This is a genomic window from Hyphomonas sp. (assembly GCF_040882205.1).
GTDB lineage: Bacteria > Pseudomonadota > Alphaproteobacteria > Caulobacterales > Hyphomonadaceae > Hyphomonas.
Genome location: NZ_JBBEBT010000175.1, coordinates 1 through 25,749 on the forward strand (window position 1 = coordinate 1; position 25,749 = coordinate 25,749).

The 25,749-nt window shown below is 64.7% G+C and carries 25 protein-coding genes and 2 pseudogenes; 8 read left to right on the forward strand and 19 right to left on the reverse strand.

All coding sequences use genetic code 11. The features are described from left to right. Positions 1-157: 157 nt before the first annotated feature. Positions 158-1,330, reverse strand: a complete 1,173-nt coding sequence (locus tag WEA77_RS07065) for a methyltransferase domain-containing protein (RefSeq protein WP_368067166.1) — start codon at positions 1,328-1,330, stop codon at positions 158-160. Between the two features lie 751 nt (positions 1,331-2,081). Between WEA77_RS07065 and WEA77_RS07070 the strand changes: the two are divergent. Next, a pseudogene (locus WEA77_RS07070) lies at positions 2,082-2,201 on the forward strand (ISAs1 family transposase); the annotation flags it as partial. A 128-nt stretch (positions 2,202-2,329) separates the two neighbouring features. On the opposite strand, the gene WEA77_RS07075 reads toward WEA77_RS07070, so the two are convergent. After that, complete coding sequence (locus WEA77_RS07075) at positions 2,330-3,148, reverse strand: enoyl-ACP reductase (RefSeq protein ID WP_368067167.1); 819 nt, start codon at positions 3,146-3,148, stop codon at positions 2,330-2,332. 72 nt (positions 3,149-3,220) lie between these two features. Here WEA77_RS07075 and WEA77_RS07080 point away from each other — a divergent pair, with 72 nt between their 5' ends. Further along, positions 3,221-3,364 (forward strand): hypothetical protein, encoded by a 144-nt coding sequence (locus WEA77_RS07080; protein ID WP_368067168.1) that lies wholly within the window; start codon positions 3,221-3,223, stop codon positions 3,362-3,364. 98 nt (positions 3,365-3,462) lie between these two features. Here the strand turns inward: WEA77_RS07080 and fabA are convergent, their stop codons facing one another. After that, on the reverse strand, positions 3,463-3,999 hold the full coding sequence (fabA, locus tag WEA77_RS07085) for a bifunctional 3-hydroxydecanoyl-ACP dehydratase/trans-2-decenoyl-ACP isomerase (RefSeq protein ID WP_368067169.1): 537 nt from the start codon (positions 3,997-3,999) through the stop codon (positions 3,463-3,465). A 62-nt stretch (positions 4,000-4,061) separates the two neighbouring features. After that, positions 4,062-4,565, reverse strand: coding sequence for an SH3 domain-containing protein (locus tag WEA77_RS07090; protein ID WP_368067170.1), 504 nt, complete (start codon positions 4,563-4,565; stop codon positions 4,062-4,064). Between the two features lie 137 nt (positions 4,566-4,702). Here WEA77_RS07090 and WEA77_RS07095 point away from each other — a divergent pair, with 137 nt between their 5' ends. Continuing rightward, entirely contained in the window at positions 4,703-5,689 is a 987-nt protein-coding gene (locus WEA77_RS07095) for a 2-hydroxyacid dehydrogenase (RefSeq protein ID WP_368067171.1), read from the forward strand. Between the two features lie 12 nt (positions 5,690-5,701). Here WEA77_RS07095 and WEA77_RS07100 read toward each other — a convergent pair whose 3' ends face one another. From WEA77_RS07100 to WEA77_RS07125, 6 genes and pseudogenes are all read right to left on the reverse strand, one after another. Further along, positions 5,702-6,709 carry an alpha/beta fold hydrolase gene (locus tag WEA77_RS07100; protein WP_368067172.1) on the reverse strand — a complete coding sequence of 336 codons (1,008 nt, stop codon included), beginning with the start codon at positions 6,707-6,709 and terminating at the stop codon, positions 5,702-5,704. Between the two features lie 75 nt (positions 6,710-6,784). Beyond that, positions 6,785-7,525, reverse strand: a complete 741-nt coding sequence (locus tag WEA77_RS07105; RefSeq protein ID WP_368067173.1) for a ThiF family adenylyltransferase — start codon at positions 7,523-7,525, stop codon at positions 6,785-6,787. After that, the gene (locus WEA77_RS07110; protein ID WP_368067174.1) at positions 7,522-8,109 is read right to left on the reverse strand and encodes a nicotinate-nucleotide adenylyltransferase; all 588 of its coding nucleotides are present in this window, start codon (positions 8,107-8,109) and stop codon (positions 7,522-7,524) included. Before WEA77_RS07110 ends, WEA77_RS07105 begins: the two co-directional genes overlap by 4 nt. Continuing rightward, positions 8,106-9,392, reverse strand: a complete 1,287-nt coding sequence (locus tag WEA77_RS07115) for a glutamate-5-semialdehyde dehydrogenase (protein ID WP_368067175.1) — start codon at positions 9,390-9,392, stop codon at positions 8,106-8,108. Before WEA77_RS07115 ends, WEA77_RS07110 begins: the two co-directional genes overlap by 4 nt. A 47-nt stretch (positions 9,393-9,439) precedes the next feature. Further along, positions 9,440-10,045, reverse strand: a complete 606-nt coding sequence (locus tag WEA77_RS07120; RefSeq protein ID WP_368067176.1) for a DUF2785 domain-containing protein — start codon at positions 10,043-10,045, stop codon at positions 9,440-9,442. A 264-nt stretch (positions 10,046-10,309) separates the two neighbouring features. Further along, positions 10,310-12,007: pseudogene (locus WEA77_RS07125) on the reverse strand (SUMF1/EgtB/PvdO family nonheme iron enzyme). Between the two features lie 185 nt (positions 12,008-12,192). Here WEA77_RS07125 and WEA77_RS07130 point away from each other — a divergent pair. Continuing rightward, positions 12,193-13,761: a fatty acid--CoA ligase gene (locus WEA77_RS07130; protein ID WP_368067177.1), complete on the forward strand. Its 1,569-nt coding sequence runs from the start codon at positions 12,193-12,195 to the stop codon at positions 13,759-13,761. A gap of 237 nt (positions 13,762-13,998) precedes the next feature. Here the strand turns inward: WEA77_RS07130 and WEA77_RS07135 are convergent, their stop codons facing one another. The 8 genes from WEA77_RS07135 to WEA77_RS07170 all read right to left on the reverse strand — a co-directional run bounded on the left by WEA77_RS07135 (position 13,999) and on the right by WEA77_RS07170 (position 20,307). Next, positions 13,999-14,268 (reverse strand): hypothetical protein, encoded by a 270-nt coding sequence (locus tag WEA77_RS07135; RefSeq protein WP_368067178.1) that lies wholly within the window; start codon positions 14,266-14,268, stop codon positions 13,999-14,001. A gap of 206 nt (positions 14,269-14,474) precedes the next feature. Next, the gene (locus WEA77_RS07140) at positions 14,475-14,900 is read right to left on the reverse strand and encodes a GFA family protein (RefSeq protein ID WP_368067179.1); all 426 of its coding nucleotides are present in this window, start codon (positions 14,898-14,900) and stop codon (positions 14,475-14,477) included. Positions 14,901-15,006: 106 nt separating this feature from the next. Next, positions 15,007-15,531: a CarD family transcriptional regulator gene (locus tag WEA77_RS07145; RefSeq protein WP_368067180.1), complete on the reverse strand. Its 525-nt coding sequence runs from the start codon at positions 15,529-15,531 to the stop codon at positions 15,007-15,009. A gap of 259 nt (positions 15,532-15,790) precedes the next feature. Further along, on the reverse strand, positions 15,791-16,132 hold the full coding sequence (gene fdxA / locus WEA77_RS07150; protein WP_368067181.1) for a ferredoxin FdxA: 342 nt from the start codon (positions 16,130-16,132) through the stop codon (positions 15,791-15,793). A gap of 98 nt (positions 16,133-16,230) precedes the next feature. Beyond that, positions 16,231-16,677: a TerB family tellurite resistance protein gene (locus WEA77_RS07155; RefSeq protein WP_368067182.1), complete on the reverse strand. Its 447-nt coding sequence runs from the start codon at positions 16,675-16,677 to the stop codon at positions 16,231-16,233. Next, positions 16,674-16,973 carry an RNA-binding S4 domain-containing protein gene (locus WEA77_RS07160; protein ID WP_368067183.1) on the reverse strand — a complete coding sequence of 100 codons (300 nt, stop codon included), beginning with the start codon at positions 16,971-16,973 and terminating at the stop codon, positions 16,674-16,676. The genes WEA77_RS07155 and WEA77_RS07160 overlap by 4 nt, the downstream gene beginning before the upstream one ends. Next, positions 16,970-19,771: a helicase-related protein gene (locus WEA77_RS07165; protein ID WP_368067184.1), complete on the reverse strand. Its 2,802-nt coding sequence runs from the start codon at positions 19,769-19,771 to the stop codon at positions 16,970-16,972. Before WEA77_RS07165 ends, WEA77_RS07160 begins: the two co-directional genes overlap by 4 nt. A 35-nt stretch (positions 19,772-19,806) precedes the next feature. Further along, a complete protein-coding gene (locus WEA77_RS07170; RefSeq protein ID WP_368067185.1) occupies positions 19,807-20,307 on the reverse strand; it encodes a pentapeptide repeat-containing protein in 501 nt (166 codons plus the stop codon). 134 nt (positions 20,308-20,441) lie between these two features. Here WEA77_RS07170 and WEA77_RS07175 point away from each other — a divergent pair, with 134 nt between their 5' ends. Genes WEA77_RS07175 through WEA77_RS07190 form a run of 4 tightly spaced genes read left to right on the forward strand, consistent with a single transcriptional unit; the run spans position 20,442 to position 23,501 of the window. Next, the gene (locus tag WEA77_RS07175; RefSeq protein WP_368067186.1) at positions 20,442-21,263 is read left to right on the forward strand and encodes a CoA ester lyase; all 822 of its coding nucleotides are present in this window, start codon (positions 20,442-20,444) and stop codon (positions 21,261-21,263) included. A 16-nt stretch (positions 21,264-21,279) separates the two neighbouring features. Next, positions 21,280-21,747 (forward strand): SAM-dependent methyltransferase, encoded by a 468-nt coding sequence (locus WEA77_RS07180; protein WP_368067187.1) that lies wholly within the window; start codon positions 21,280-21,282, stop codon positions 21,745-21,747. 12 nt (positions 21,748-21,759) lie between these two features. Further along, positions 21,760-22,950 carry an acyl-CoA dehydrogenase family protein gene (locus tag WEA77_RS07185; protein WP_368067188.1) on the forward strand — a complete coding sequence of 397 codons (1,191 nt, stop codon included), beginning with the start codon at positions 21,760-21,762 and terminating at the stop codon, positions 22,948-22,950. Further along, on the forward strand, positions 22,950-23,501 hold the full coding sequence (locus WEA77_RS07190; protein ID WP_368067189.1) for a lipocalin family protein: 552 nt from the start codon (positions 22,950-22,952) through the stop codon (positions 23,499-23,501). Before WEA77_RS07185 ends, WEA77_RS07190 begins: the two co-directional genes overlap by 1 nt. A 180-nt stretch (positions 23,502-23,681) precedes the next feature. Here the strand turns inward: WEA77_RS07190 and WEA77_RS07195 are convergent, their stop codons facing one another. Beyond that, complete coding sequence (locus WEA77_RS07195; RefSeq protein ID WP_368067190.1) at positions 23,682-24,848, reverse strand: serine hydrolase domain-containing protein; 1,167 nt, start codon at positions 24,846-24,848, stop codon at positions 23,682-23,684. Between the last annotated feature and the right edge of the window lie 901 nt (positions 24,849-25,749).

The window sequence follows — 25,749 nt, forward strand, 5'->3', positions numbered from 1 at the left end:
CTTTGCGTCTGCGCGGCGCTGTTTCCTGTTCATCCCGCCCCTTACCCTCAACAACCCGAGCATTTTCAACCGAAGTCGCCACTGTCGGCGGCAAGTCAATGTGCCCAGACAAGGCTTTTAAAGCGGGGTGCGCAAACTGGAGCTCACGCAAACTGCTTTAAACTGCGGCCCGGTAAGGGTGCTCGTCGTGAATAAAATCCATCAGCCTGCCGCCATGTTCGATGAGGATGGTTTCGTAAGTAATGCCATTGCGCTCGATCTCTCCCAGGATGTCGGCCGCCCGCCATTGCGGCGGAATGATGATGACCTCCACGGGATGGTCCTTCAACCAGAGGCTCGGACGGATGTCCTGCCCGGTGCCGGGCACGAAGGTTCCCGCCTTTCCAGCATCCGAATCCACGACGATCGGGAAACGGCCGGCATCCACGCCGTACCGGCACATGAAAGCGGCCGACTTGCCGGTTCCGCCCCACACCGCCGTCCGCTTGCCCGATTCGTACAGCTCCCCCAGTTGCTGCGAAATCAGGCCGAGGGCCGCCGCACTGTCCTCGCGAAAGGCGACAGCCTCCCTGATGAAGGCCGTCGGGAAGGGTGCCCCCCCCAGGCGGACGATGCCGAAAATCACCTCATTGCCATAGCTTTGGCCGATCTCGATGATCTGCGCCTGGCACCTGGTCAGCATCCTGACAAAGGATGTGGTGGTAAACTGGGAGCTATGTTCATAGTAAAAATCCACCGTGCGACCTGCCGCCACGGCATTGTCGATGCACGGGACCTCGAAATAGGCCAGGGGCGTGACCCCCAGGGCAGACGCCGCCGCCGCAATCCGCTGCAGGAACCCCAGCGGGTTTACCAGATGTTCAAGCACATGCCGGCTCACGATGACGTCCGGTCGGATCTCCGCCAGATGCCGTGCGGCGTCAAAGTATTCCTTGCGCAGATCCAGGCCGGACACACGCCCGTCGGCGCCGTGCGGGTCAAACCCAATGAAGCGCCCCTCGGGACGTTGCTGGCGCAGGGAGGCCAGGAACCCTCCATCTCCATAACCCACATCGACCACGACCGGAGCCTTGGGCAGGCGGCTCAGTATATCGCGGGACCGCCGGACTATATGCTCCGACCACAAAACCCCGTCATTAAACATCAGGTTCGGTTTGTCGGTATAGGGAACCTGAGCGTAGTCGAAGGCCATGTTGTAGACATGGCCACACTCTGTGCAGCGCACAAAATCCAGCGGCAACCGGGGCAGCGTTCTGGCCTCGTCCATCGACGCCGGCCACGCAATGGTCGCTAAAGGCTGGTGACCGCCATCAAAGAACGCAATCGCCACATAGTGCCCGCACGCCGGGCATGTTGCCTCCCGGAAGTCCGCCAGGATCCCAGCGTCCACTTTTCTAGCCCCCTTAACGCCGTGTGCTGCGAATCTCCTTAACCACGCCGTGAAGCCCCGGCAACCCCGCGCGGCAGGCTGGGCTGGGTTCTAAATGTCTCAGTTTCGTTCTCGGTCAGGATCACCGCGCCCAAAGGATCAGAGCAGGTCAGTACGATTTCTAACTGCCCTGATTCTTGACGTCAGTGAGCAAACCGGTCCGGTTAGCGGGTGGGGGAATCGTCAACCCATGCTGCCCAATCCTGCGCCGCCTGCCAGCCGAAGCTCGGCTGGATGCCCTGCGGCCCGGGGATCTCCGCCTGAAGTAGGGGCGGATGCACGGCGGGCACTTTCAGCGCAGGGCGTTCGCCTGGGGCCAACTTAAAACCGAAGCTAATCGCAAGGCCTCGCGCCCGGTCGCCTGCTCGACCTTGGCCTGAGGCGCGGAGTGTCTAAAGGGGTCATCGCGGTTCGGCGGCAAATCCGCACGCGGCTTGAAAACGGCGCCCGATGGGGCCGGCGCACTGCATCTGGTCTCGGCCTATGCGAGCCGGGCAGGCCCTGTGCCGGCGCAGCGCCCGGTTGGCGCCAGACTCAATGAAAAGGCGGTTCCTGAGTGGCCCGATCTTCTGGCGCCCGGCGGGGCGATCGTCTCTATTGATGCAATCGCAACCCAGACCGGGAAGCCAAGGCCGGCCGCGCCCGTTGAAACATAGAGAATAATCTGCACTCGGTCCTCGACGTCGCCTTCGACGAAGATCGTTGCGAGACCCGAAAAGATAACTCCGCCAGAGGCCTGGCTTTCCTTCGCAAAGCCGCCCTCGGCCTCCTAACGCGCGGGCCATCGGGGCTCTCCATCGGTTGCAAACGCGCAAAAGCCTGCATCAGCCCGGTGTTCCGAGCCGCCGCCCTTGCATGTTAACGATTTAGGATCTGGCCCCGGGATCGTCAGGCTCCGGCCTATCCTTCTTCGGCTGCGTCCGGCACGCCGACCACGTGGAAGCCCGCATCGACGTGGATCACTTCGCCGGCGATAGAGCGGCCTAGCGGGGAGAGCAGGTAGAGCGCGCAGCCGGCGACGCCTTCCATGCTGGTGTCCTCTTTCAGCAGGGACCAGCTGCGGCCGGTACCCATCAGGCTCTTGCCGCCCTTGATGCCAGCCAGCGACAGCGTCCGCATGGCCCCGGCCGAGATCGCGTTGACGCGAATGCCCTGGGGCCCAAGATCACGCGCGGCGTAGCGGGTGGAGGCTTCGAGCGCGGCTTTCGCGACGCCCATGACGTTATAGGAAGGCACGGTGCGCTCGGCGCCGAGATAGGTCATGCAGAGAATGGCGCCGCCATCGGGCATGATTTCGGAGGCGCGGCGCGCGCAGTCGATAAAGCTGTATACGGAGATATCCAGTGCGCGGCGGAAGCCTTCGCGCGTGGTGTTTGCGACCATCGAGCCTTGCAGCTCTTCCTTTCCGGCGAAGGCAATCGAGTGAACGAGGAAGTCGATCTTGCCCCACTTCGCCTTGATGGCGGCGAAGGCGGCGTCCATCGAGGCGTCGTCGGTGACGTCGGCGGAAATCATGAAATTCATCCCGATGGATTCGACCAGCGGGCGCACCCGGCGCTCGAGGTTTTCGCCCTGATAGGTGAAGGCAATCTCGGCGCCCTGCGCGGCGAGCTGGCTGGCGATGCCCCAGGCAATCGAATTCTGGTTGGCAACGCCCATCACGACGCCGCGCTTGCCCTTCATCAGGTCGCCCTTGGGCATGTTCCAGTCATCGGCCATTGGAGGCTCCCTTGAAGTTTTTGCTACACGGCTTGGGCTAGGCGGGCCTGCGGAGCACGTCAAGTTTCCGGCATGTTTCCTGCAAATCCGCGGGCGAACCGCGCGACCCCGCCCGGCAGCTTTCCGGAAGACGACATGCGTACTGCCATCGCCCTCTTCGTGATCATCGGGTTGTTTCTGGAGCCTGCCTGGTCGCAGGCGCTGATCGGCGCCTGATCCCTGACACCCTGACAGCTCGCCTTACAGGCGAATTTCCGTCCGTAAGTCAGGGGCCGTTAGCGCGCCGCCTTGTGGACGGTTTATGGACGGCCTGCTCAGCCCGCGTCGGCGAGGTTCTTAAGGCCGACTTTCATATCCAGCGCCGTGTAGACGTGTTCACCGTCGACATAGACGCGGCCGTCGGCGATGCCGAGGTTCAGCTTGCCGCGGCGCACGCGCTTGATGTCGATTTCGTAGCGTACAAGCTTCTTGTCCGGTGTGATTTCGCCGGTGAACTTCACTTCGCCGACGCCGAGGGCGCGGCCCTTGCCGGGGCTGCCGGACCAGCCGAGCCAGTAGCCGACGGCCTGCCACATGGCATCGAGGCCGAGGCAGCCGGGCATCACCGGGTCGCCGGGGAAATGGCATTTGAAGAACCAGAGGTCCGGGTGGATATCGAGTTCGCCCAAAACATGACCCTTGCCGAACGGGCCGCCATCGACGCTGATCTCGGTGATCCGGTCCATCATCAGCATCGGCGGTTCCGGCAGCTGGGCATTGCCCGGGCCGAAATAGCCGCCCTTGCCGGAAAGCAGCAGGTCTTCCTTGGTATAGGACGATTTTGGTGTGTGGAAATCGTGGGGACCGGACATGGGCGGCATCCTGTGAAGCGCTGGAAATTCAGGCGCCTTCCCAGCCGGTGCCGGGGTCAAAGTCAACCATTTGTCGCGGTGGCGCCCCAGAGCTGGGCACGCGGCGCCCATCCCCGGAAGCCGTCGACGCTGACCTGGCAGAGGCTGGCCTTGCACGGGCCGAGTTCGACCAGTGCGCCGGCAGCAACCTTGGCCACACCCGCGCTGTCGGGCGCGCGGCCGGCCTTCAGGACGAAATCGCCGAGGGCGACGGCGTTCTGCTGGCCGGTCAGCTGGGTGCGATTGATCCAGACCTCGTCGCCGGCCGGGTCGCGCACATAGCGCCAGTCCCCGCTTTCCTTGACGATCAGCATGGGCAGGCCCTTGCGGGCGTATTCCCACTGCACCTGGTATTCCTCGCTGGGACCCTTGCGGCCGTTTACCTTCTCATGTTTCAGGGTCTCGAAACGCGGTACGGGCTTGCCGGAAAAGCGGCTGATCTGCATCTCTTCCTGCGCCTCAGCCGAAGCGAAGGGCAGGAACGGGCCGGCAAACAGCACGGCGAGTGCGAAAACTGCCCGTTTCATGTGCAGCGATCCTGAAAAACTGGAAGACGTTCTTGTACAACGCACTACATGAATCTGAGGTAAAACAGCGTGTCATTGGCGCGGCGCATCTGCTCTGGTAAGCGGCGATGACAATAAGAAAGATCTACGGGGGTCCCATGCCGGCATCGAAGCTGAAAGTTGTTGTCACCCGCAAGCTGCCGGCTCCGGTGGAATTGCGGATGAAAGAGCTGTTCGACGCGCGGTTGAATGAGGCCGATATCCCCCTGACACAGGAACAGCTGGCCGAGGCCATGCAGACCGCCGATGTGCTGGTGCCGACCGTGACCGACCGGATCGACGGGCGCCTGATGGCCAGGGCCGGCCAGCAGCTGCGCCTGATCGCCCAGTTCGGGGCAGGGGTAGATAATATCGACGTGGCGAGCGCCGTGCAGCGCGGCATCACGGTGACCAATACGCCGGGCGTGCTGACCGATGACACGGCGGACGTCGCCATGGCGCTGATCCTTGCCGTGCCGCGCCGCCTGCACGAGGGCGTGCAGATCATGGAAAGCGGCAAGTTCGACGGCTGGACACCGACCTGGATGATGGGGCGGCGCCTCTCCGGCAAGCGCCTCGGCATCATCGGGATGGGCCGGATAGGCCAGGCGGTCGCGCGCCGGGCCAAGGCCTTCGGCATGCAGATCCACTATCACAACCGCAAGCCGGTCGGCCCGCGCATTGAGGAAGGCCTCGAGGCGACCTATTGGGATTCGCTCGACCAGATGCTGGCGCGGATGGACATTGTCTCGGTCAACTGCCCGCACACGCCGGCGACCTTCCACCTGATCAATTCGCGCCGCCTCGCGCTGATGAAGGCTGAGGCCTACATCATCAACACGGCGCGCGGCGAAGTGATCGACGAAGCTGCGCTCGCCCGCGCGATCCGCGGCGGCAAGCTGGCGGGCGCCGGGCTCGACGTGTTCGAGCGCGAGCCTTCGGTGAACCCGGACCTGCTCGGCCTGCCGAACGTGCTGCTCCTGCCGCACATGGGCTCGTCCACCATCGAGGGGCGCACCGAGATGGGCGAGAAGGTGATCATCAACATCAAGACCTTCGCGGATGGCCACCGTCCGCCGGACCGCGTGATCCCGGCAATCCTCTAGGCCCTCGCGGGATCAGTTCGTGGCGCCGGAAACGGCCTCAAGAGCGACGTCCTTAACGCCGTGGACCCGGGTAGTGAGGAAGGCGCGCAGGTCGCTGGCCGAGAGGTCGGCGATTTCTTCCTGCGGCAAGTGGCCGACGCCGGCATAGAGTTTCAGATCTGCGCCCGGTATGGCGGCGGCGAACTGGCGGCCGTGTTCGGCCGGGATCAGGTTGTCGAGTTCGCCGTGCATCACCAGCGTCGGTGCCGTGATGGAGGCGAGTTGTTCGGGCGTAGCGATGCGGCGCTCATCCTGGCTCGACGTGAGCGCGAGCAAGGCCTCGCGGTGGCAGGGCGCGCGGGCGAGCGTGCCATAGCGTTCCACCATTTCGGCGGTTACGAAAGACGGGTCGCCGAAGCTGTCCTCAAGGCCGCCCTTGATCAGGGACGAGAGGTCGAGATCCTGCATGATACGGCGGGCGAGCCCGATCTCGAGCAGGCGGAATACCAGCGGGCGCGAACCGCCTTCCGTTTCGGTGCGCGGCCAGCCGGCGGCATCAACCAGGACGAGGCCGTCAAGGCGCTCGGGATGCGCCAGCGCATAATTCCAGGCCGCCGCCCCGCCCATCGAGTTTCCGGCCAGGGTGAAGCGGTCGATCTCGAGCTTATTGGCGACGCGGTTGATCGTCTCGACGAATTGCACGGGGCCGATTTGCGAGTTGTCGAGACAGCGCGAGAGGCCATGCCCGGGAAGATCGAGGCTGATCACGCGGTAGTCGCGTTTCAGATTGTCGACCCAGGGCTCCCAGGTGTGCAGCGAGGCCGAAAATCCGTGCACCAGCACAATCACTTCGGCGTCGCGCGGGCCGACATCGCGAAAGTGGACGCGCATGTCATCGCCGAAGGCGAGATAGCGGCTGTCGGCATTGGCATAGACCGGCTCCAGCTGCTCGAACGCAATGTCGCCGCGGCGAAGCGTCAGCCAGCCGGCGCCGAGAATAACTCCGAGAGTAAGGATGACCGCGAGGAGGCGTCGGAACATGAAGCATACGCTTTATCTGATATTCGAATTTGCGCGAGATAACGCCTTCAGATGGCGCGGTGTCAAACCCTCAGATCATCCATTGCATATTGGACACTGCAGATCGCGCCGCAAATTGACCGTCCGGGTTGAAGCAGCAAGGCCGTCGATCAGCAGGAGGCGCCCGATCAGCGGTGTGCCGGCACCGGTGACGAGCTTCAGCACTTCGAGCGCCAGAGCCGAACCTGTCATGCCGGTAACCGGGCCGGCCACGCCGACTTCGTCGCAGGCTTCGGCGGCGGGTGGCGGCTCCGGCACCCAGCATTGGTAGCAGGGCGCGCCCGCCACGGTGCCCGAGGCGAAGACGGAAACCTGTCCGGTCCAGCCGCTGGCTGCGCCGGAAACGAGGGGGCGGTGCGTGGCATGCGCAAGGCGGTTCAGCGCGAAGCGGGCGGGGAAATTGTCCGTAGCATCGACAAGAATGGCGCCGGTGGGCGTGTCGCCTTCGGCAAAACGGCACGGTACGGCGGTGATCCTCAGCACAGGATCAATTGCCCGCAGGCGAGCGGCGAGGCGTTCTGCTTTTCCGGTGCCGGTGTCAGCTTCGACGAACTGTATCTGGCGCTGCAGGTTCGAGCGTTCGACCCGGTCATCATCCCAGAGTTCGATCTGCCCAATGCCTGCGGCGGCGAGGTAGAGTGCGCAGGGGCCACCCAGCGCGCCAGAACCCATGATTGAAACCGAGGCAGCACGAATTTTCTGCACGCCGGGCCCGCCGATCTCCTTCAGGAGGATGTGGCGCTTGTGACGTTCGAGCTCTTCGGGCGGGAGGCTCATCGCGCCGCTCTCAGCCTGGTTGACGACTGGGCGTTTCCGGGCGCCCTGAGATAGACCCAGGCGGGCGCTGCGTGGCCGGGCAGCGTGCGCGCGTCGCGTTCGGGCAGGCGCGCGTCTGCAAACCGGCGCACGAAAGGCAGCGCCCGCGAGACGCGTGTGCCGGGGCGCGAGATGACGGCGATGGGGACGCGGGCGGCGATCTCTTCCCAGTCTTTCCAGAGATGGAAGCTCGCCGCGCTGTCGGCGCCCATCAGCCAGACGAACCGCGCTGCGGGCTCGGTGGCCTGCAAGACACGAAGCGTGTCAACTGTGTAGGTCAGGTCCAGCTGGCGCTCGATATCGGTGACATGCATGCCGGGACCGCGCGCCGCGATTGCGGCCGAGGCGAGGCGCTCGTCAAATGATCCGTGCTCGGACTTCAGTGGATTGCCGCGCGCGACGATCCACCAGACGCCGTCGAGCCGCAGGCGTTTCAACGCAGTTTCGGCGACGTGCCGGTGGCCGTCATGGGCGGGATTGAAGCTGCCGCCGAGGAGGCCGATCCGCTGGCCGGCAGCGGGGCCGGGCAGGTGCGCGCGCGTCAAGGCCGAACCTGGCCCGTGCCGCGCACGGCATATTTGTAGGTTGTCAGCTGCTCGGCGCCGACTGGCCCGCGTGCGTGGATACGCCCGGTGGCGATGCCGATTTCGGCGCCGAAGCCGAACTCGCCGCCATCGGCAAACTGGGTCGAGGCATTGTGCAAAACGATGGCACTGTCGACGCGGGCGAGGAAGGCCTCGGCGGCCGCAGTGTCCTCGGTGATGATCGCGTCCGTGTGCCCGGACGACCAGCGCGCGATATGCGCGAGCGCGCCTTCGAGCCCGTCTACCACGGCGACGGAGAGGATGGGCGCGAGATATTCGGTCGCCCAGTCTTCCTCGGTGGCGGCGGTGATGTGTGGCAGCAGCGCGCGGCTGCGCCGGTCGCCGCGCAGTTCGCAGCCGGCCGCTTCGAGCGCATCAGCGATCTGCGGCAGCAAAGTCGCGGCGCAGGCAACATCGATCAGCAACGTCTCGGTAGAGCCGCAGACGCCCGTGCGGCGCATCTTGGCGTTGAGGACGATATCCACCGCCTTGGCCGGATCGGCGGCGCCGTCGACATAGGTATGGCAGAGGCCCTCGAGGTGGCCGATCACCGGCACACGCGCCTCAGCCTGCACGCGGTCTACGAGACTGCGCCCGCCGCGCGGCACGATCACGTCGAGCGCGCCGTCGAGGCCTGCCAGCATATGGCCGACCGCTTCGCGGCTGGGCGTCTCGACAAGCTGGATCGCATCGGCGCACAAGCCTTCACGGGCGAGGGCCGATTGGATCGCACCTGCGAGGGCGCGGGAGGAGTGAATGCTTTCCGAGCCGCCGCGCAGGATGGCGGCATTGCCGGAACGCAGGCAGAGTGCGCCGGCATCGGCGGTGACGTTCGGGCGGCTTTCGTAGATGATGCCGATGACACCGATCGGTATGGCGACGCGGGCAATGTCGAGCCCGTTGGGCGGTGTCCAGCGGGCGAGTTCGCGGCCGACCGGATCAGGCAGGGCGGCGATTGTCTCGACGCCGGCGGCGATTGTCTCGACGCGGGCCGCGTCCAGCGCCAGCCGGTCAAGCATCGAGGGGGCGAGGCCCTTGGCCGTCGCGGCGGTCATGTCCTCGGCGTTCGCTTTGAGGATCTCCGGCGCAGCGGCGCGGATGGCCGCAGCAATGGCGGTGAGGCCGCGCGTGCGGTCCGCCGCCGTCATCAGGCCCAGCGCGCGCGAGGCGGCGCGCGCGCGCGTGCCCATGGCGTGCATGTGCTCGGCGAGGGCAGCGTCAGGGGGCGGGGCGGCAAGGGTCATGACAGGCAGGGATGTGCCGCAAATGGACGCCAGCCGCAAGGTTTGGCTCAGGCCAGCAGGTTCAGGAATTCGAAGGCGGCGCTCGCAAGCGGTTTCATCCGGTCGTCATGGCGGGCGACGGCGTTGATATAGGCGGACTGGGTGAGGACCTTGAGATTGTGCGGCCTGGTTAGGCCAGCTTCGGATCTGCAGGTATCTTCGCGCAAGGGGTCTTCCGGCGGACAGAGGCAGAGGAACCAGGCGCTCCCTTCCTCGGCGGTGAAGGTTTCCTCGAAGGCGAGATAGGTCGCCGGGGCGGCGAGGCGTTCGCTTTCACCGCAGATATAGGCATGATCCGGCGTGCCCACTTTCAGCGCGACGGCGGCGAGGATGTCCTTGGCCTGCGGCTTTCTGACTTGCGGATTGAGCGAGACCGGCAGCAAAAGGTCGCCCGTGTGGGCGACGCTGCGGCGCCAGCTCTCGGTGTCCGAATAGCCGCAATGGACCGTGAGCGTTTCGAGATAGGCATGTACCGCCGCGATCAGCTCGCTGCGTTCAGTCTCGTTAATCCAGGATGCGACGCGGTCTGTGCGCGCGACTTCGGCGAGGGTGAGCGCTGCGAAGGGGCCGCGAAAGCCGTTCGGGTCTTCGCTGGCACGGGCGAGCCTATCCACGAGGCCGGTCGTCAGCGGGCGGAGTATTTCATCGGTCTGCTCCCTGCCCCGGAGGACCGGGGTTTTCGAGGCAGTCCGGCAGGGTGAGCAGCAGCGCGCTGCGCGCGGCGGTATCGGGCGCGGTGAAAGCGACATCGCGCGCCGAGCCTTCCGCAAACATGGCTGGTATAAGGCCGCATTGCGAGGGAGCGGCAGGTTCAACAGGTGTTGATGCGCAGGTAGCAAGGAGCAGTGCTTAGGAGGATATCATCATACCACGCTTCCTTAGTCGTGTTCCAGCGCGACCCGGAAGCCGTACTGGCGGTCGCGCGTGGAGGCCGACAGGCGCGCCCGGTTGGCCGCCCGGTGGGCGGCCGGGCTCGACTTGACCGAGCCGCCGCGCACGACGCGCCGGCTGCAATCGCCGCTGGTCACAGCGCTGCCATCTGTGGGCGCGTCAGTATAGCCGTTGACATAGCAATCCTCCACCCATTCGCCGACATTGCCGAGCATGCCCTGCAGGCCGAAGGCATTCTCAGGCAGGCTCGCAGCGTCACGGATCTTGTCGCGCGGCGCCTTGGAGGTATCGAATTTGGCGCCCCACCAATAGGGCGTTGTGGTCTCTCCGCGTGCAGCGTATTCTCATTCGGCTTCGGTCGGCAGGCGGTAGGTGCGGCCAGTCTTTTCCGAGAGCCATTGGGCGTAGGCGGCGGCATCGCGCCAGGACACGGCGGCGACGGGCATAGCCTCACTGCTCGGCGCGCCCGGGCGGTGGCCGTTGCAGCCGCCATCCTCAACACAGGCCATCCACTGCGCATGGGTGATCTCGGTTTTGCTGATTGAGAAGGGCTTCAGGGTCACCTCGCGCACCGGACCTTCGATCGGCTCGCGTCCGGGTTCGGTAGGGGGCGATCCCATCTGGAATGTGCCGCCGTCGAGGGCGACCATCGCAGGGCAGGCCTCGCACACGGGGGCGGGCGGCGCAGCCGGCTCGGGCAGGAGCTCCGGAGGCGTTTCAGGTGCCGGATCGGCAACAGCGGCAATCTCGATGGCAGGGAGTTGCGGCGCCGCAGGCGCGGCGGCGCTCTTTTCCGCCGATGCAGTCTGCACCGCGCCGGTTTCGGCCGTGTCGTCCACCTTGTCCGGCAGGACCATCGACAAGGCCCAGCCTGCGATGATGATGGACATAAGGCCGCCGACCATGACGGGTACGGTTGATCCGGATTTCTTTTTCAGGAGAGGGGCGGGTGCTGCGCCTTTGGCCGGGGCCGGCGGCGGCCGGGGCGTGGCAGATTTCGCGGCCGCCGGAGGCGGTGTTGCCGCAACCGGCTTCGGCGCAGGCATGGGTGGCGGTGGTGGTGGAGTAGGCGCCGCTGGCGGCGCTGCGGCCTTCGCTTCTGCGCGTCCCATCGCGGCGATGCGGTTGCGCGCCAGATCTGAATAGTGCCCGTCCGGATAGCGCTTCAGGTAGGCCTCGAAATCCGCCCGGTCGCCGCTGTCCTTCACCGAGGTCCAGAAGGTCAGCTCCATCGTCAAATCGGCGGCCTGTCCCGGGGCGGCCGGCGGCACCACGGGCGCTTCGGCGGGCTTTGCGTTTTCCGCCGCGCGGCGAATGTCGATCACGAATTCCTTCCAGCGCGGATCATTCCGGTCGCCGTCCCAGCCGATCAGGTCCGCCGACTGGGTGAGCTCGAACATGATCGGACGTTCGGCGTCCTCGATCATCGCGGGAATGAGGATGGAGGTGCGCTGGCCCAGCGTCGCCTCGGCGCGCACCCATTTCGATTTCACCGACACGCCCGACCAGAGCACGACCACCACGTCAGCGTCGCGCAGCATGCCTTCAGTCACTTCGTCATAGGTCTGCCCGGCGCGCAGCACCTTGTCCCACCAGACGCCAAAGCCTTCACCCGCCAGCGCTTCGGCCACGATCTGCGCCTTCGGGCGGTCAGCCCGGCTGTAGGATAAGAATATGTCCGCCATTGGTCTGCTCCCGCTCGCCAGTCTTGTCTGCTCGCGTGTGGGGCGAATGTTTGCACAGTTTCCGGCTTTGCCAAAGGGGCGGAAGTGCGCCGTGCATCGCCCGCAGCGGGGTGGGGGCTGACAGGTGCAGGAAATGCCTTAAGCTCACTCATAACGAGACGTGCTGAGACACCCGGAGGAAACGTATGATCGACATTGAGGCGATGCCTAACCTGGCAGACATTCCGCGCGTGCAGGCGACCTTGCGCCCGGATGAGACCGCGCTCTGGTTCGAGGGCACTGCGACCAGCTATGGCGATCTCGACACGCGCACCAACCAGGTCGCCAACGGCCTCCTCGCGCTCGGCATCCAGCCGGATGACCGGATCGGCTATCTCGCGAAGAATACCGACGTCTATTACGAGATGCTGTTTGGCGCGGCCAAGGCGCGCGCTGTGATGAACGGCGTCAACACGCGGCTCGCCGCGCCGGAGGTCAAATTCATCCTGTCGGACGCCCGCGCGAAGGTGCTGTTCGTGGGCAAGGAATTCTACGCCATGATCGACCAGATCAAGGCCGAGCTGCCGGACCTGAAGCGTATCATCACGCTGGACGGGGACCGCGAGGACTGGGATTTCTACCCCTCCTGGCGCAGCTCCAAACCGGCCACTAATCCGGGCCTCGAAATACGGGGCGATGACGATGTCATCCAGCTCTACACATCGGGCACGACGGGCCTGCCGAAGGGCGTGCAGCTGACGAACGACAATTACCGCGCCTTCTTCACACAGGCCGGCATGCTCGAATGGTCGAGCTATGATGCCGGCGAGGCGGTGATGAACGCTATGCCGCAATTCCATGTGGCGGGCGTGAATGTCGGCGTGCTGGCGACCCTGCAGGGCGCCAAGACAGTGATCCTGCGCGAGATCGACCCGCAGCTGATCCTGAAACTGATCCCGGAGCACAGGATCGCGCATGCCTTCTGGGTGCCGGCGGTGATCCTTATGCTGACGCAGCAGAAAAATATCCGCGAGGTGGATTTCTCTGCCCTGAAGCAGGTGTTCTATGGCGCCTCGCCGATTTCGGAGGCGCTGCTGCGCGACGCGGTGGACATCATGGGCGCGCGCTTCACGCAGCTCTATGGTCTGACCGAAACGGTCGGCGCCGCCACCTTCCTGCCGCCGGAAGCGCATGACCCCGCCTGGGGCAAGTTGCGCTCCTGCGGTGTGCCCTGGCCGGGCGCCGTGGTGCGCGTTGTGGACGGGGAGGGCAAGGAGGTGGCGACAGGCGAGGTCGGCGAGATCGTCGTCAAGTCCGGCTTCGTGATGAAGGGCTACTGGAACCGGGCAGACGCCACCGCTGACGCTGTGCGCAATGGCTTCTTCCACACGGGCGACGCCGGATACTTCGACGAGGATGGCTTCCTCTACATCCATGACCGCGTGAAGGACATGATCGTCTCCGGCGGCGAGAACGTCTATCCGGCGGAAGTAGAGAACGCGATTTTCGGTGCGCCGGGTGTTGCGGACGTGGCCGTGATCGGTGTGCCGGACGAGAAATGGGGCGAGGCGGTAAAAGCCATCGTCGTCCGCAAGCCTGGCGAAGAGCCGACGGCCGAGAGCATTATCGCCTGGGCGAAGGAGCGTATCGCCGCTTATAAGGCGCCAAAGACGGTGGACTTCATCGACGCGCTGCCGAGAAACCCCTCTGGCAAGATCCTGCGCAAGGATCTGCGCGAGCCCTACTGGCAGGGTATGACGCGGCGCGTCGGATAATCTCGCGGCGGCGATACATCCATCGGCGCGCGCAGGCCCATCTCCCTTCAAAGAGGAGATCTATCCACTATGCGACGCGCCGTTTTCGCCGCTCTTTCCGCCGCAATGCTCGCGGCCCGCTCTCCTGCGCAGAGAGCTGTAGAGCCCGCGCTCGCAGCCGAGCTGCCGGCCCCGGAGCCGGTCGATGGCCGCGTCAACATTGCCGATATCGGGCGGTTCGCGCCGCCCGGTCATCCCTCAGTTCGCGAGCTTCATCCAGGCGCGGGCGGATTGCAGGGCGAGCTTCACTTCATCGCTGGTCAGCATCTCGGCCATGTCCTGGCGCTGGTTGCGGGCATCCTCATGGCCGCGAACGGCGGCGAGGTTGAACCACTTGTGAGCTTCCACGAGATTGATCTCGGTGCCAGTGCCAGTCGCGTAGGCAAGGCCGGCGCGGTAGAGGTCGTCGGGCTGGGAATGCGCGCCGAGCAGGGCTCCGGGCGCGACGGGTAAGTCTGAATAGGCCATCTGTAGTCTTCCTTGAACACCTGCCGCGCGCTGGCTGGGATATCCCCATGTCCGTTCTGCGGCTCAATCACCATGCCGGACCATCCGGCAACGGATGAAAGGTGACTTGAAGGGATTGGAACATGGTTAATTTGTGCGCCCCCGCCGGCCGGGATCGTGAAGGGATCGGGGTCAGGTGTTAGGAATTGCGCCGTGAGCGGATGTTTTCAGTCCATACCCGGATAGCGGGCGAAGGCTGGCAGGGTATGCAGATGCGCCGCCCATGTGGGTTGCTCGGCTGTCTGCACCTGCGCGCCCGGCGGAAATGCGGATGGGTCATCGAGGGTGATCGACTGGACATCCACGAGGCCCGGCAGGAAGGTTTCATTGACGTAGAACAGCCCCGTACCGCACTGGCTGCAGAAGCGGCGGAAACTGTCGCCGGAGGAGTTGATCGTCGCCGGTGCGCCCCTGGTGATCTTCAGGTTGTCGGCCGGCATCACGGCCCAGGCCACCATCGGCGCGCCGGCGTTGAGCTGGCAGTCCCTGCAATGGCAGATCGACACGCGATCCGGCGCCGCGCTCAGTTCATACCGGATTTCGCCGCAATGGCAGCCGCCTGTGATGGCCATGAAATCCCCCTGGTTGTTCATGCTTTGTTCAAAATGCCATGGCATGCAACGGGAGTCAAAATGAAAATCCCCGCAAGGCCATCGGCCTCGCGGGGATTTCCTCGGTTTACTTTGCCGAAGCCTGAGTTCAGGCGGCGATCTTCTTCTTGGCCAAAGATTTGGCGAGTTTTTCCATCGCCTTGCCCTTATCGATGTTCTCGACAGCGGCGAGTTCGCGGGCCATCCGGTCCAGCGCGCTCTCATAGAGCTGGCGCTCCGAGTAGGACTGTTCCGGCTGGTCATCGCCGCGGTGCAGGTCGCGAACGACTTCCGCGATCGAGATCAGGTCGCCCGAATTGATCTTCGCTTCATATTCCTGGGCGCGGCGCGACCACATGGTCCGCTTGATGCGAGCCTTGCCGCCGAGGGTTTTCAGGGCGTCATCGACCAGTTTCGAGCCAGCCAGGGCACGCATGCCAGAGGCTTCGGCCCGGTTGGTAGGCACCCGCAGGATCATCTTGTCCTGGTCAAAGGCAACGACATAAACTTCGAGCGCCATGCCGGCGACCGTCTGCTTTTCTACAGCGGTGATCCTGCCAACGCCGTGAGCTGGGTAGACAACACTTTGCCCGACCTCGAACGCCAAAGTTCGAGTCTCTGCTTTTTTCGCCATTCTGAATTGACCCTTTTTCTACACACACGGAAGCGATGTCATCCCGGCCCAGTTCCCTTAATGAGGTACTGAGTTAGGAATTTCCGCTTCTCTATGATTATTGATCAGAACTGACGTGTAGCACGAATTTGGCGCATTTACAACAGGTGCGAGCAGGGGCAGGTCAAAACTAAACGTTTTGGAATCAAGCGCCTCGTTAACTTCTGAGGCGCCTTGGAAGCTGTCGCGGCTGAAGGGAGAATCAGGGCTTTTCAGCCATTCAGTCGCCCGGGCCCGGGTTTGCGCTGAAGTATTTTTCCAGTTTCCCGGTTTCCTGCGCGAATTTCTCCCGGTCTTCGGGCGGGGCCTTCATCCGGGTGATGTTGGGCCAGATTTTCGCGTAATCGGTGTTCAGCTTCAGCCATTTGCTGTCCGGATCGTCCTCGGTATCGGGCTTGATCGCCTCGACCGGGCATTCCGGCTCGCAGACGCCGCAATCGATGCATTCATCCGGGTGAATGACGAGCATGTTCTCGCCTTCGTAGAAGCAGTCGACGGGGCAGACCTCCACACAGTCCATGTATTTGCAGCGGATGCAGGCATCGACGACGATATATGTCATGGGCGGGTCAGTCTCGCGGGCGGTTGCTCAGCCGAGCCAATTGGCGGCGAGGCATCGCACTGTCAATGTCGCTGGCTCAATCGGGTGTGCAGATTCACTCAAGCGGCGCCGGAAATGCGCGCTTCCGCCCGCTGTCGTGCCTGCGCGCGGCTGACATCGTCCACATGCAGCAGGCCGGCGACCTGGCGCACATAGGCTTCCTCCTTATCCGAGCGCTCGCCGTCCGACAGGATCACCCGGTAGATGGCCTCGACCACTTTCATCCGGTCCTGGAGGGCCAGCTTTTTCGCGTGCTTGGTGAACTGGTGGCTGCCGACGGCTTCCTCGGCCAGTGTCTCGGCCTGCGCCAGCACGGCGTCGGCCTTGTCGGCGTCGAATTCGAAGGACTCGAGCAGAATCTCGGCTATCATGTCACTTTCGATGTTCACATACACGCCGTCGATCAGCGCTGCCTCAACCAGCAGGGCTCCCACGGCGACCTCGACTGGCATCGCCAGCTCTGCGGGCGTTTTCGGCGTGAAAAGATTTTTGAGGGACTTCATCATGGCTCGGACTCCAGCGGCCGGTAGAGCGTCCGCGCCTCTTCCACCGGCCCCCTGCGTGTCCCGAGGTCCAGCACTTCGACGCTGAGAATATCCGCGCCTTGCCCGAATGTCACGATGTCGCCCACCGCGAGGCCGGCGCCCGGCTTGTCGGTCCGGCGGGTCTGGCCAGCATGCGAGAGACGCAGGCCGGACTTGCGGACATGGGCGCAGGAGAGCGCGCGCGTGCGGAAAAAGCGGGCGCGCCAGAGCCAGACGTCGGCGCGCACGGACGTCGCAACGCCGGTGTCTGGCGTCATCTGAACGGGCGGTACCGGAAGGCGGCGGGCGCGCGGGGCTGGGGCGCAGGTTTTTTCTGCTTTGGCGGACGCGGCGGTTTCTCCGGCTTCGGCGGCGGCAGCAGGGCGGCCAGCGCGGCGAAGGGGCTGTTCGGATCTATCGGTCTGGAGCGGCGTTCCGGCTGGGCAGGGGGGGTGCCCCGACGGCTGTCCGCACGACGCTCCGGATGCGGATCAGGTCTGCCTTCGGGCCTGCCACGGCCGGCTCTTCGCTCCGGGCGTCGGTCTCCGCGCGGGGCGCCTTCTGGCGGCGCGCCTGCTGCGTCCGGTCCTGCCGGGCTGCGGGCCGGGCTGCGGGCCGGGCTGCGGGCCGGGCGGCGGGGCGGGCGTTCCTCCGCGTCAGGCCGGGCGCGCGCCGCATAGCGCCACAGCTTTACGGCGCCGGTTTCGGCGTCCTTTTCGGCCGGCGCAATGCCAAAGCCTTTCAGCACCGCCGGCCAGTCGTCTGCCGGGCAGGAAATGACGGAGGCAAGATCGATCGGGATTTCGAACATGGCCTTGCCCGCTTCCTTGCGCCGCTTGGCGAGTTCCCAGCCGAGGCGTTCGGCAAGGTCTGCGCGCACCGCGCGGCGGCCGAAGCGCAGATAGCCGTTGGCAGCCAGCGCCGCTTCTGGCCAGGTGCCGTCGAGGCCAAAGGAGCCGGCGCCTTCTGGCGCGAGGGGATATTCGGTGGACGATTCAACCGCCTTCAGGATGGCGATCATCTTCTGCGCGGCGGGCTTCTGCGCATCGGGGGTATAGGCGGCGACGCGGCCAACGCGGATGCCTGCGCCTTTCAGGGCGTCGCGCTGCTCGGGGCTCAGGCGCGGTGCGGATTCGTCCGTACGCAGATCAATCGAGGCGCCGCTCTCAAGTATGCGGAAAGCAAGCCCGCGCAGCAGACCTTCCAGCGCTTCGCCGGATTTGGCGAAGGCGAGCCTGGCATGGGTTGGCAGCACGCGGCCGACTTCGCCGCGCACCCATTCCTCGATCCGCGTCATTGCGGGCTGGCGTTCGGAAGCCTCGGCTTCGACTGCGCCGATCAGCTCGGTGCGCGGGGTCATCCATTGGGCGCCCTTGCACAGGCGGGCGACGGGCGCGCCGCGGAACTCGATCTCTGCGGCCTCGGTCAGCTTGAACGCTTCGGCGGGCGCCGCCGCGATTTCGGCGAGGCGCGCGCTCAGCATCGGACGGATAGCGGCCATTGCGGCGCCGCGCACGGCTTTGCCTTCCAGCGTGCGCGCATCAACGACGGGCTCGAAGGTAAGGCCTCTCAGGCGGCCCACCAGATGGCCTTCCACGGTCACATCGCCGTCTGGCGTCAGGTCAGTCACGAGCGCATCTTCTTTCCTCAGGCTGGCGAGCAGGGCGGTGGTCCGCCGGTCTACAAATCGGGCGGTCAGCGCAAGGTGTAGCGCGTCTGACAGGGAGTCTTCAATCTCCCGGGTTTTCTCCCGCCAGTAGGCCGGGTTCCCGAGCCAGTCCTCGCGGTTGGCGGCGTAGGTCCAGGTGCGGATGGCGGCGAGGCGTTGCTGCAGCTGGTTGATGTCGCCGCGCGTCGAATTGAGGTCGTCCATCCGGCGGCGCAGGCCCTCGTCGGAGAGGCGCGCGTCCGGGTCGGCGAGCGTCTCGGCAAGGCCCAGGACGAGGCGGCCATGACCCTCCGGACCCGACTTACGGAAATCCGGCAGCCGGGCGAGGTCCCAGAGGCGGCGCACCTTCCGGTCGCCGGTCACGTTCGGTCCGATGGCGCCGTCTTCGCTCATCCGGCGCAGCACCCATTCGTCCAGCGCGCGCGGATTGTGGATCAGCACCGGATTGCCGGACGGGCGCTCCAGCGACCGGATCAGGGATTTGAGGCTGGCGTAATCGAGGGCGGAATTGCGCCACTGGATCGCATCGACCTGATCGAAACGGTGCGCCTCGATGGCTTTCCATTCCTCTTCCTGGAAGGGCGGGCAGCTGCTGGTCTCGCCAAACTCGCCATCGGTGCGGAAGCGTCCTGCACGTCCGGCGATCTGCGCGCATTCGGCCAGTGTCAGCGCGCGGTGGCGGCGACCGTCGAACTTTGTGCGCGAGGCGAACACGACCCGGTCGACGCCGAGATTGAGGCCCATGCCGATGGCGTCGGTGGCCACGATGTAATCGACTTCGCCGGACTGGTAGAGCGCGACCTGCGCATTGCGGGTGCGTGGACTGAGCGCGCCCATGACCACAGCCGCGCCGCCTTTCTGACGTCGGAGCAATTCGGCAATCGCATAGACTTCCTCGGCGCTGAACGCGACGATGGCCGTGCGCTTCGGCAGCTTTGTGATCTTGCAGGGCCCGGTATAGCGCAGCTGCGAAAAGCGAGGGCGGGGCTCGGTCTCGACGCCGAGCTTCAGCGCCTTCAGCAGGCTGCGCATCGTGTCAGCGCCCAGCAGCAGCGTCTCGTGTGTGCCGCGCATATGCAGGATACGGTCAGTGAACACATGGCCGCGGTCATCATCTTCGGCGAGCTGGATCTCGTCGATGGCGACGAAGTCGGCGCGCACGTCTACCGGCATCGATTCAACCGTGCAGACGAAGTAGCGCGCGGTCGGCGGGTGGATGCGTTCTTCGCCTGTGAACAGCGCGGCGGCGGCGTAGCCCTTGGCGGCGACGACCCGGTCATACACCTCGCGTGCGAGCAGGCGTAGCGGCAGGCCGATCATGCCGGTGCCGTGCGCGAGCATCCGCTCGATCGCATAATGGGTCTTGCCGGTATTGGTGGGGCCGAGGATGGCCTTCAGGGTGGACATGGTGCGGGGAGGGGTGGGGACGGCGCGGGCTTAAGTCAAGCGCGGCCAGCGGTGAGGCGGCGGATCATACCATGGATGTCCGGGCGCAAGGCGGGCGGCAGCAAGGTCTCGCCGTCGTAAAGCGCGCCGTCGAGGACCATTTGAGCGCTGTCATTCCAGAGGCAGGTTGCCCCGCAGAGATTGGCGCCGGAAAGGTTCGCCTGGCGCATCGCCGCGCCGGTGAAGTCTGCCCCGATCAGGCAGGCGGCGGACAGGTCTGCGCCTTTCAGCGTGGCAAAGCGCAGAGACGCGCCGCGCAGATGGGCATGGCGGAAGGTCGCCGCCATCAGCCGCGAATGGTCGAACCGGGCGCCTTCCAGATTTGCCCAGTCGAGGCAGGCGGCGCGCAGTTCGCAGTCCCGAAACGCGGCGCCGGAGAGGTCGCGCCCGCTTAGATCGGCGCGCAGGAAATCCTGCCGCTCGATCTGCGCCCCGCGCAGCTCGGCAAAGCCAAGCTCGGTCACCCGTTCAGATCCCATATGGCGGATCGCAATCACACGCAGCTCCCATCCCCATGTGGCAGGATGGCGTGATTGGCGTGCCAGCGCAATTCCCCCGTGCGGCGGGTTTCCGTTTGACCCTGAATGGGCGCTCCGATACCGGATGGGGGCAGTTTCAGAAGGTCCGCCCCGTGTTCGTCTATCGCTCATTTCTGTTTGTGCCCGGCGCCCGGTCTGACCGGTTCGGCAAGGCGGTCGCTGCCGGCGCCGACGCCGTGATCATTGATCTCGAGGACGCGGTGTTGCCGGCCGACAAGGCGCAGGCCCGCACCGATACGCTGACCTGGATCGGCGCCTGGCGCGGGCGCCATCTCGGCCTCAGGATCAATTCCCCGCGCACTGCTTTCGGCTGCGCCGACCTGGCCGCGCTGTCCGGTTCCGGCGCCGCTGCGCGGGCGGATTTCCTGATCGTGCCCAAGGCCGACACGCCGGTGGACCTGGAGATCGTTGCCGAGGCGCTCGGCCGGAAGATCCCGCTGATCCCTATCATCGAGAGCGGCCGGGCCCTGTCGAATGCCTTCGAGATCGCAAAGCTGGCAACCGGCGGCATGCTGTTCGGCGGTGTCGACTATTCCGCTAGTCTTGGCGCGGACTTGTCCGATTGGGACGCGATGCTCACCGCGCGCGGCACCATCGCGGCGGCCTGCGGCGCGGTGGGGGTACCCGCCTATGATGTGCCTTTTCTCGATACGGCAGATACGGACGGTCTCACCGCATCGACCCGCAAGGCGAAGGCGATGGGCTTTTCAGGGCGTGCCTGCATCCATCCGGCGCAGGTGGAGGCCGTGAACGCGGCCTATACGCCCACCGCCGAGGAGGTTACCGATGCCCGTGCCATCCTTGCCGCGATGGAGGCGGCCGGCAGCGGCGCAGCGCTCCACAAGGGCAAGATGATCGACCGCCCGGTCGTGCTGGCGGCGGAGCGTATCCTCGCGAGTGTCCGTGCAACCTGAAACCGGGAGTTAGCTCATGTCCTCCGTACACGTCACTCCGGTTGCCTATGTGCGCGGCGGACGGGCCGCGCCTGAAGACGACAATTGGGGCAGGCAACGCGCAACCATTGTTCTGGACGACAGGTTCACCCCCGAGGCGCTCTTTGGTCTTGATGCCTTCAGCCATGCCGAGATCATCTACCAGTTCCATCTTGTGCCGGACGGGAAGATCGAATCCGGCGCGCGTCGCCCGCGCGGAAATCCGGACTGGCCCCTCGTCGGCATTTTTGCACAGCGGGGCAAGAATCGTCCCAACCGGATCGGCGTCACAGTCTGCCGGATCGTGTCGGTGTCCAGCCGCGAGATCGAAGTCGAAGGCCTCGACGCCATCGACGCCACGCCGGTGCTGGACATCAAGCCGGTGATGCGGGAATTCCTGCCGCGCGGAGACATTCGCCAGCCGGACTGGTCGCGCGAACTGATGAATGAATATTGGCAGACCTGAAGGAACCCGGCCATGGCCGACACGATTGTGCATTCCGAAGCCGACGAGCGCCAGATGCTGGACGCGATCGCCAAGTGGATCAAAACGAAAGTCGCGCCGGTCGCGCTGAAGCTCGAGCACGACAACGAATGGCCGGCTGACCTTGTCGCGGACATGACAGAGCTTGGCCTCTTCGGCGCGCTGGTGCATCCGGACTATGGCGGACTTGGGCTTTCGGCGACGACCTATACGCGCATTGTCTCACTGATCTCCGAAGAGTGGATGAGCCTGACGGGCATCTTCAACACGCATATGATGATGGCGATCATCGTGCAGAAGTTCGGGACGGACGCGCAGCGGGCCTACTGGCTGCCGAAGTTTGCCAGCGGCGAGATGCGCGGCGGGCTGGGTCTCACCGAACCGGATGCGGGCAGTGACCTGCAGGGTATACGCACGGTCGCCAAGCGCCGGGGCGACACCTATGTCGTGAACGGAACGAAGACCTGGATCTCGAACGCCATCGAAGGCCATTGCGTGGCGTTGCTGGTGAAGACCGATCCGGACGCCGTGCCACGCCATCGGGGCATGTCGATGCTGATCGTGCCGAAGATTGATCCGCAGACGCGCAAACCGCTGGCCGGCGTGCGCAATGGCAAGAAGCTCGGCAAGCTGGGATACAAGGGCATCGATTCCGGCGAGTTCATCTTCGAAGATTACGAATGCAATGCGAGCCTCTGCCTTGTCGGCGGCAGGGAAGGAGAAGGCTTCTATATGGCGACCGGCGGACTGGAGCTTGGCCGGATCAACATAGCGGCGCGGGGCGTCGGGATTGCGCGCCGGGCGCTGCGGGAGAGCGTGGCTTATTCGCAGGTGCGCAAGACGATGGGCAAGCCGATCTGCGAGCATCAGGCGATCCAGCTGAAGCTCGGTGAGATGGCGGCGAAGACGCGTGCGGCAGAGTTGCTCGTCGAGGATGCGGCGCGGGCTTACGACTCAGGTGAGCGGGTCGACATGGAGGCCGGCATGGCGAAATGGTTTGCCTCCGAGACGGCGCTGGAAGTGGCGACCGAAGCCATGCGCATACATGGCGGTTATGGCTATTCCACCGAGTATGTTCTGGAGCGGCTTTACCGCGATGCACCCCTGCTCTGCATCGGCGAAGGCACAAATGAATTGCAGCGCATCATCATTGCCAAGCAGCTCATCAAGAGGAATCCCGCCTGATGTTCCGTCTCCTGACGATAGCCTTCGGATCACTCGCCCTGTCCGCCTGTATGGTCGGGCCTTCGGGCCGGGCGAAGGATGCCCCGCCGCTGGAGGCCGTCGCCTCGGTCGATGTCGAACGCTATATGGGCCTCTGGTACGAGATTGCGCGCTATCCCACGAGTTTCCAGAAGGATTGCGAGGGAACGACCGCTGAATACAGGCTGCGCGACGATGGCCGCGTCGATGTCCTGAACACCTGCCGCTTCGGCACCAAGGATGGGGAGGCGCGCTCCGCCGGGGCGGTGGCCCGCGTGATGGACGGTTCGAACGGCGCGCGCATCTTTGTCAACTTTGCACCAATCCCGCTGCCGGCGGGGCGTGGCAATTACTGGATCATCCATCTCGACGAGGGCTATCAGCATGCCCTCGTCGGCGAGCCATCGGGCCGCTTCCTCTGGATGCTGTCGCGCACGCCGGCGGTGACGCCGGACGTGCGGGCCGAGCTTTATGCGGCGGCTGTTGCCGCGGGGTATGATATCAGTATGCTGAAGGAAACCGAGCAGCGTTGAGCGCCGCTGAGTTTGTGATTTCCTTTGCCTGATTCGGCGGACGCAAGGTCTTACCTTGCTCCAGTCTAAGTCTCCCTAGGAGGGCTAGCCCCGCCCTGATCTGCAATCAGGGCGCTTGCTCGAGCTCTTTGATTGTCGCGGCGCTTTGGCGCAAAACCGCACACACTTTTGCGCGCGCCGCTAAACCCGAAGCACGTCCCGCGCCGCGGAAAAAAGCGCTGCAGTGAAGATGTTCGCTGACGGATGAAGATCCGACACTGCCGGGGTGGCGTCAGGGGTGCCTGTCACAGCATAGGCAAATTGAGCGCCGAGCCTTGGCACATGCCACGCGCCGCAAAAGAGGTTATAGGCCTCGCCCGGATGCCCAATCAATTCAAACCCTGGCAGCGGGGATGCCTGGCTTTCGTGGATCTGCGCACCTTCGCTGAAAGCCGCGAAGTATCCGTCCTCAGTATCGCCGTTCCTCGGATCCGGCCGGGAGCGCCAGCTTGGCCGCACAAGCGCACCTACTTTCGCCGTCTCGCGGGCAAGACGGCAAAGATCGGCAAGACTTGCACGCAGCCCGCCCTGCGGACTGAAAAGCGTGCCGTTCGTACCTGGACTATAGGATGCCAGAGGAAACCCTGCCTCAAGCATCACCTGTGGCGCGCCCGAATCAAGAACGCCCGGACCGTCGGTTGCGATCTGCCACCGCGCACCTTCCCTGCGATAAAGCGATGCGCCTCGTGCCTGATCGGCCTGCCGAACGCCGGACCAGTTAAACCCGGCAGATAAGCCGATAGGACCCAGGACAAGGCGCTGTGCGAGCCGGTCGAAGCGCTCGCCGCTTGCCCGTTCCAGAAGGGTCCCGGCCAGACCGTAACCAAAGTTGGAATAGCGAAACCCAGCGCCGGGCGGACCATAGGCGGCCGCTCGCCACATCCCCGGCACAAAGAGTGCGTCGATCGGCTGAGGCGAAGCGATCCAGTAAGCGTCCGGATCTTCCAGGCCCGCTGTATGGCTGAGGAGATGGCGCAACGTCACCTCCGAGTCCGGGAAGGCGGGGTGGCGCAGTGACGCTTTGAATGCTTTGGAAATGTCGGCGTCAAGATCAATGGCGCCAGCTTCTGCGAGGCGGTGTGCCGTCAATGCCGTCGCGAGCTTGGAAACGGACGCAACCCGCATCATGGTTGACGTCTCGAACGGGAGCGGAGGCGATTCGCCCGCCGCCCCCCGCGCAAGCCCGGCAGCGTGCGCAAAGATTGTCTCGCCGTTTCGCACCACCACCAGACCGGCAGCGGGCACATTCCCGCTCGCGACCAGCGCGTCGATCCGCCCCCGTGCGGTGTCCGCATGTCCAGCGGGCAAAGCCGAGGCGCACGCAGTCAAAGCGAGGCCCGCCGATCCGGTCAGAAATGCGCGTCTTGTCGATCGAGGTTCCGTCATATTTCTGTCCGCCATCGCAAAATCATCTGCCGTGTTTCGGGCGCGCGATACTGCTTCTCTTTTGCCTCAAACTCCTTTTTGCGAAGTGCAGGACGTATATGCGAGCCGTTATCCGAGATCCAACTGCTGTCATCTGGCGAGTATTGGTCTCTCAACCGGCCAGACACGGCCTTGGCGCGCTTGCGTGATCTGAAGCCCAGCATATCCTCTCTCCCTCGAGACTGGAGGTTATCATGCCAGCCGGGCATTCCGAAGGACAGTTGAAATCAGGACCGCGATATCCGGGCCCTGAATGCGCCTGTTGAAAGGGTTTTTCCGGGAACCCCGGATGGTGTCCCATTGCGCGGTGGAGCCTTCGGCGTCGCTCGCCGTGCTTTCCGGCATAGCGGGGTTGATCAGCGCGCTATAGCTGGCAGGCTGATATTGGGACGACCGCTCAACACTCCAACGCTTTCAAGTGTCAAGTCGCGGGATCTCTGGTCGGCCCATTCGTCTTTCGGTTCCAGCCGCCAAGCACCGACCAGGCGGACGACGGCGTCATTGTCCGGGAATAAAGGCATGCCTGTCGCCGGTCCGAAGGCGCGCCCGAACGCCGACGACGCCCACCTCGGGGGTCTCCGGGTGTAACGCCTGGAGGATCAAGCACGCTGAAAACTATCTTGCCCTCCTCTAGCTCGTCGCCATCCAAATCCGGCTTAGGGACACCCTGATCAATCTACCAGATTCCATTTATCCCCGAGCCGGTTCAGTAATTCTGCAGACAGACGGGGCTCACCATCAAGCAGATGCTGTTTTCGGCAGCTGGGTTTGACCTTTACGCCAG

Bases quoted from the DNA above. Each gene is read 5' to 3' on its own strand.
- WEA77_RS07135 (WP_368067178.1), bottom strand. From the start codon at position 14,268: ATGGCCTATTCAGACTTACCCGTCGCGCCCGGAGCCCTGCTCGGCGCG.
- WEA77_RS07100 (WP_368067172.1), bottom strand. From the start codon at position 6,709: ATGTTCCGACGCCTCCTCGCGGTCATCCTTACTCTCGGAGTTATTCTC.
- WEA77_RS07105 (WP_368067173.1), bottom strand. From the start codon at position 7,525: ATGAGCCTCCCGCCCGAAGAGCTCGAACGTCACAAGCGCCACATCCTC.
- WEA77_RS07160 (WP_368067183.1), bottom strand. From the start codon at position 16,973: ATGACGCCAGACACCGGCGTTGCGACGTCCGTGCGCGCCGACGTCTGG.
- WEA77_RS07145 (WP_368067180.1), bottom strand. From the start codon at position 15,531: ATGGCGAAAAAAGCAGAGACTCGAACTTTGGCGTTCGAGGTCGGGCAA.
- WEA77_RS07155 (WP_368067182.1), bottom strand. From the start codon at position 16,677: ATGATGAAGTCCCTCAAAAATCTTTTCACGCCGAAAACGCCCGCAGAG.
- WEA77_RS07080 (WP_368067168.1), top strand. From the start codon at position 3,221: ATGTTTCCTGCAAATCCGCGGGCGAACCGCGCGACCCCGCCCGGCAGC.
- WEA77_RS07185 (WP_368067188.1), top strand. From the start codon at position 21,760: ATGGCCGACACGATTGTGCATTCCGAAGCCGACGAGCGCCAGATGCTG.
- fabA (WP_368067169.1), bottom strand. From the start codon at position 3,999: ATGTCCGGTCCCCACGATTTCCACACACCAAAATCGTCCTATACCAAG.
- WEA77_RS07180 (WP_368067187.1), top strand. From the start codon at position 21,280: ATGTCCTCCGTACACGTCACTCCGGTTGCCTATGTGCGCGGCGGACGG.
- WEA77_RS07075 (WP_368067167.1), bottom strand. From the start codon at position 3,148: ATGGCCGATGACTGGAACATGCCCAAGGGCGACCTGATGAAGGGCAAG.
- WEA77_RS07140 (WP_368067179.1), bottom strand. From the start codon at position 14,900: ATGAACAACCAGGGGGATTTCATGGCCATCACAGGCGGCTGCCATTGC.
- WEA77_RS07095 (WP_368067171.1), top strand. From the start codon at position 4,703: ATGCCGGCATCGAAGCTGAAAGTTGTTGTCACCCGCAAGCTGCCGGCT.
- WEA77_RS07130 (WP_368067177.1), top strand. From the start codon at position 12,193: ATGATCGACATTGAGGCGATGCCTAACCTGGCAGACATTCCGCGCGTG.
- WEA77_RS07190 (WP_368067189.1), top strand. From the start codon at position 22,950: ATGTTCCGTCTCCTGACGATAGCCTTCGGATCACTCGCCCTGTCCGCC.
- WEA77_RS07165 (WP_368067184.1), bottom strand. From the start codon at position 19,771: ATGTCCACCCTGAAGGCCATCCTCGGCCCCACCAATACCGGCAAGACC.
- WEA77_RS07090 (WP_368067170.1), bottom strand. From the start codon at position 4,565: ATGAAACGGGCAGTTTTCGCACTCGCCGTGCTGTTTGCCGGCCCGTTC.
- WEA77_RS07115 (WP_368067175.1), bottom strand. From the start codon at position 9,392: ATGACCCTTGCCGCCCCGCCCCCTGACGCTGCCCTCGCCGAGCACATG.
- fdxA (WP_368067181.1), bottom strand. From the start codon at position 16,132: ATGACATATATCGTCGTCGATGCCTGCATCCGCTGCAAATACATGGAC.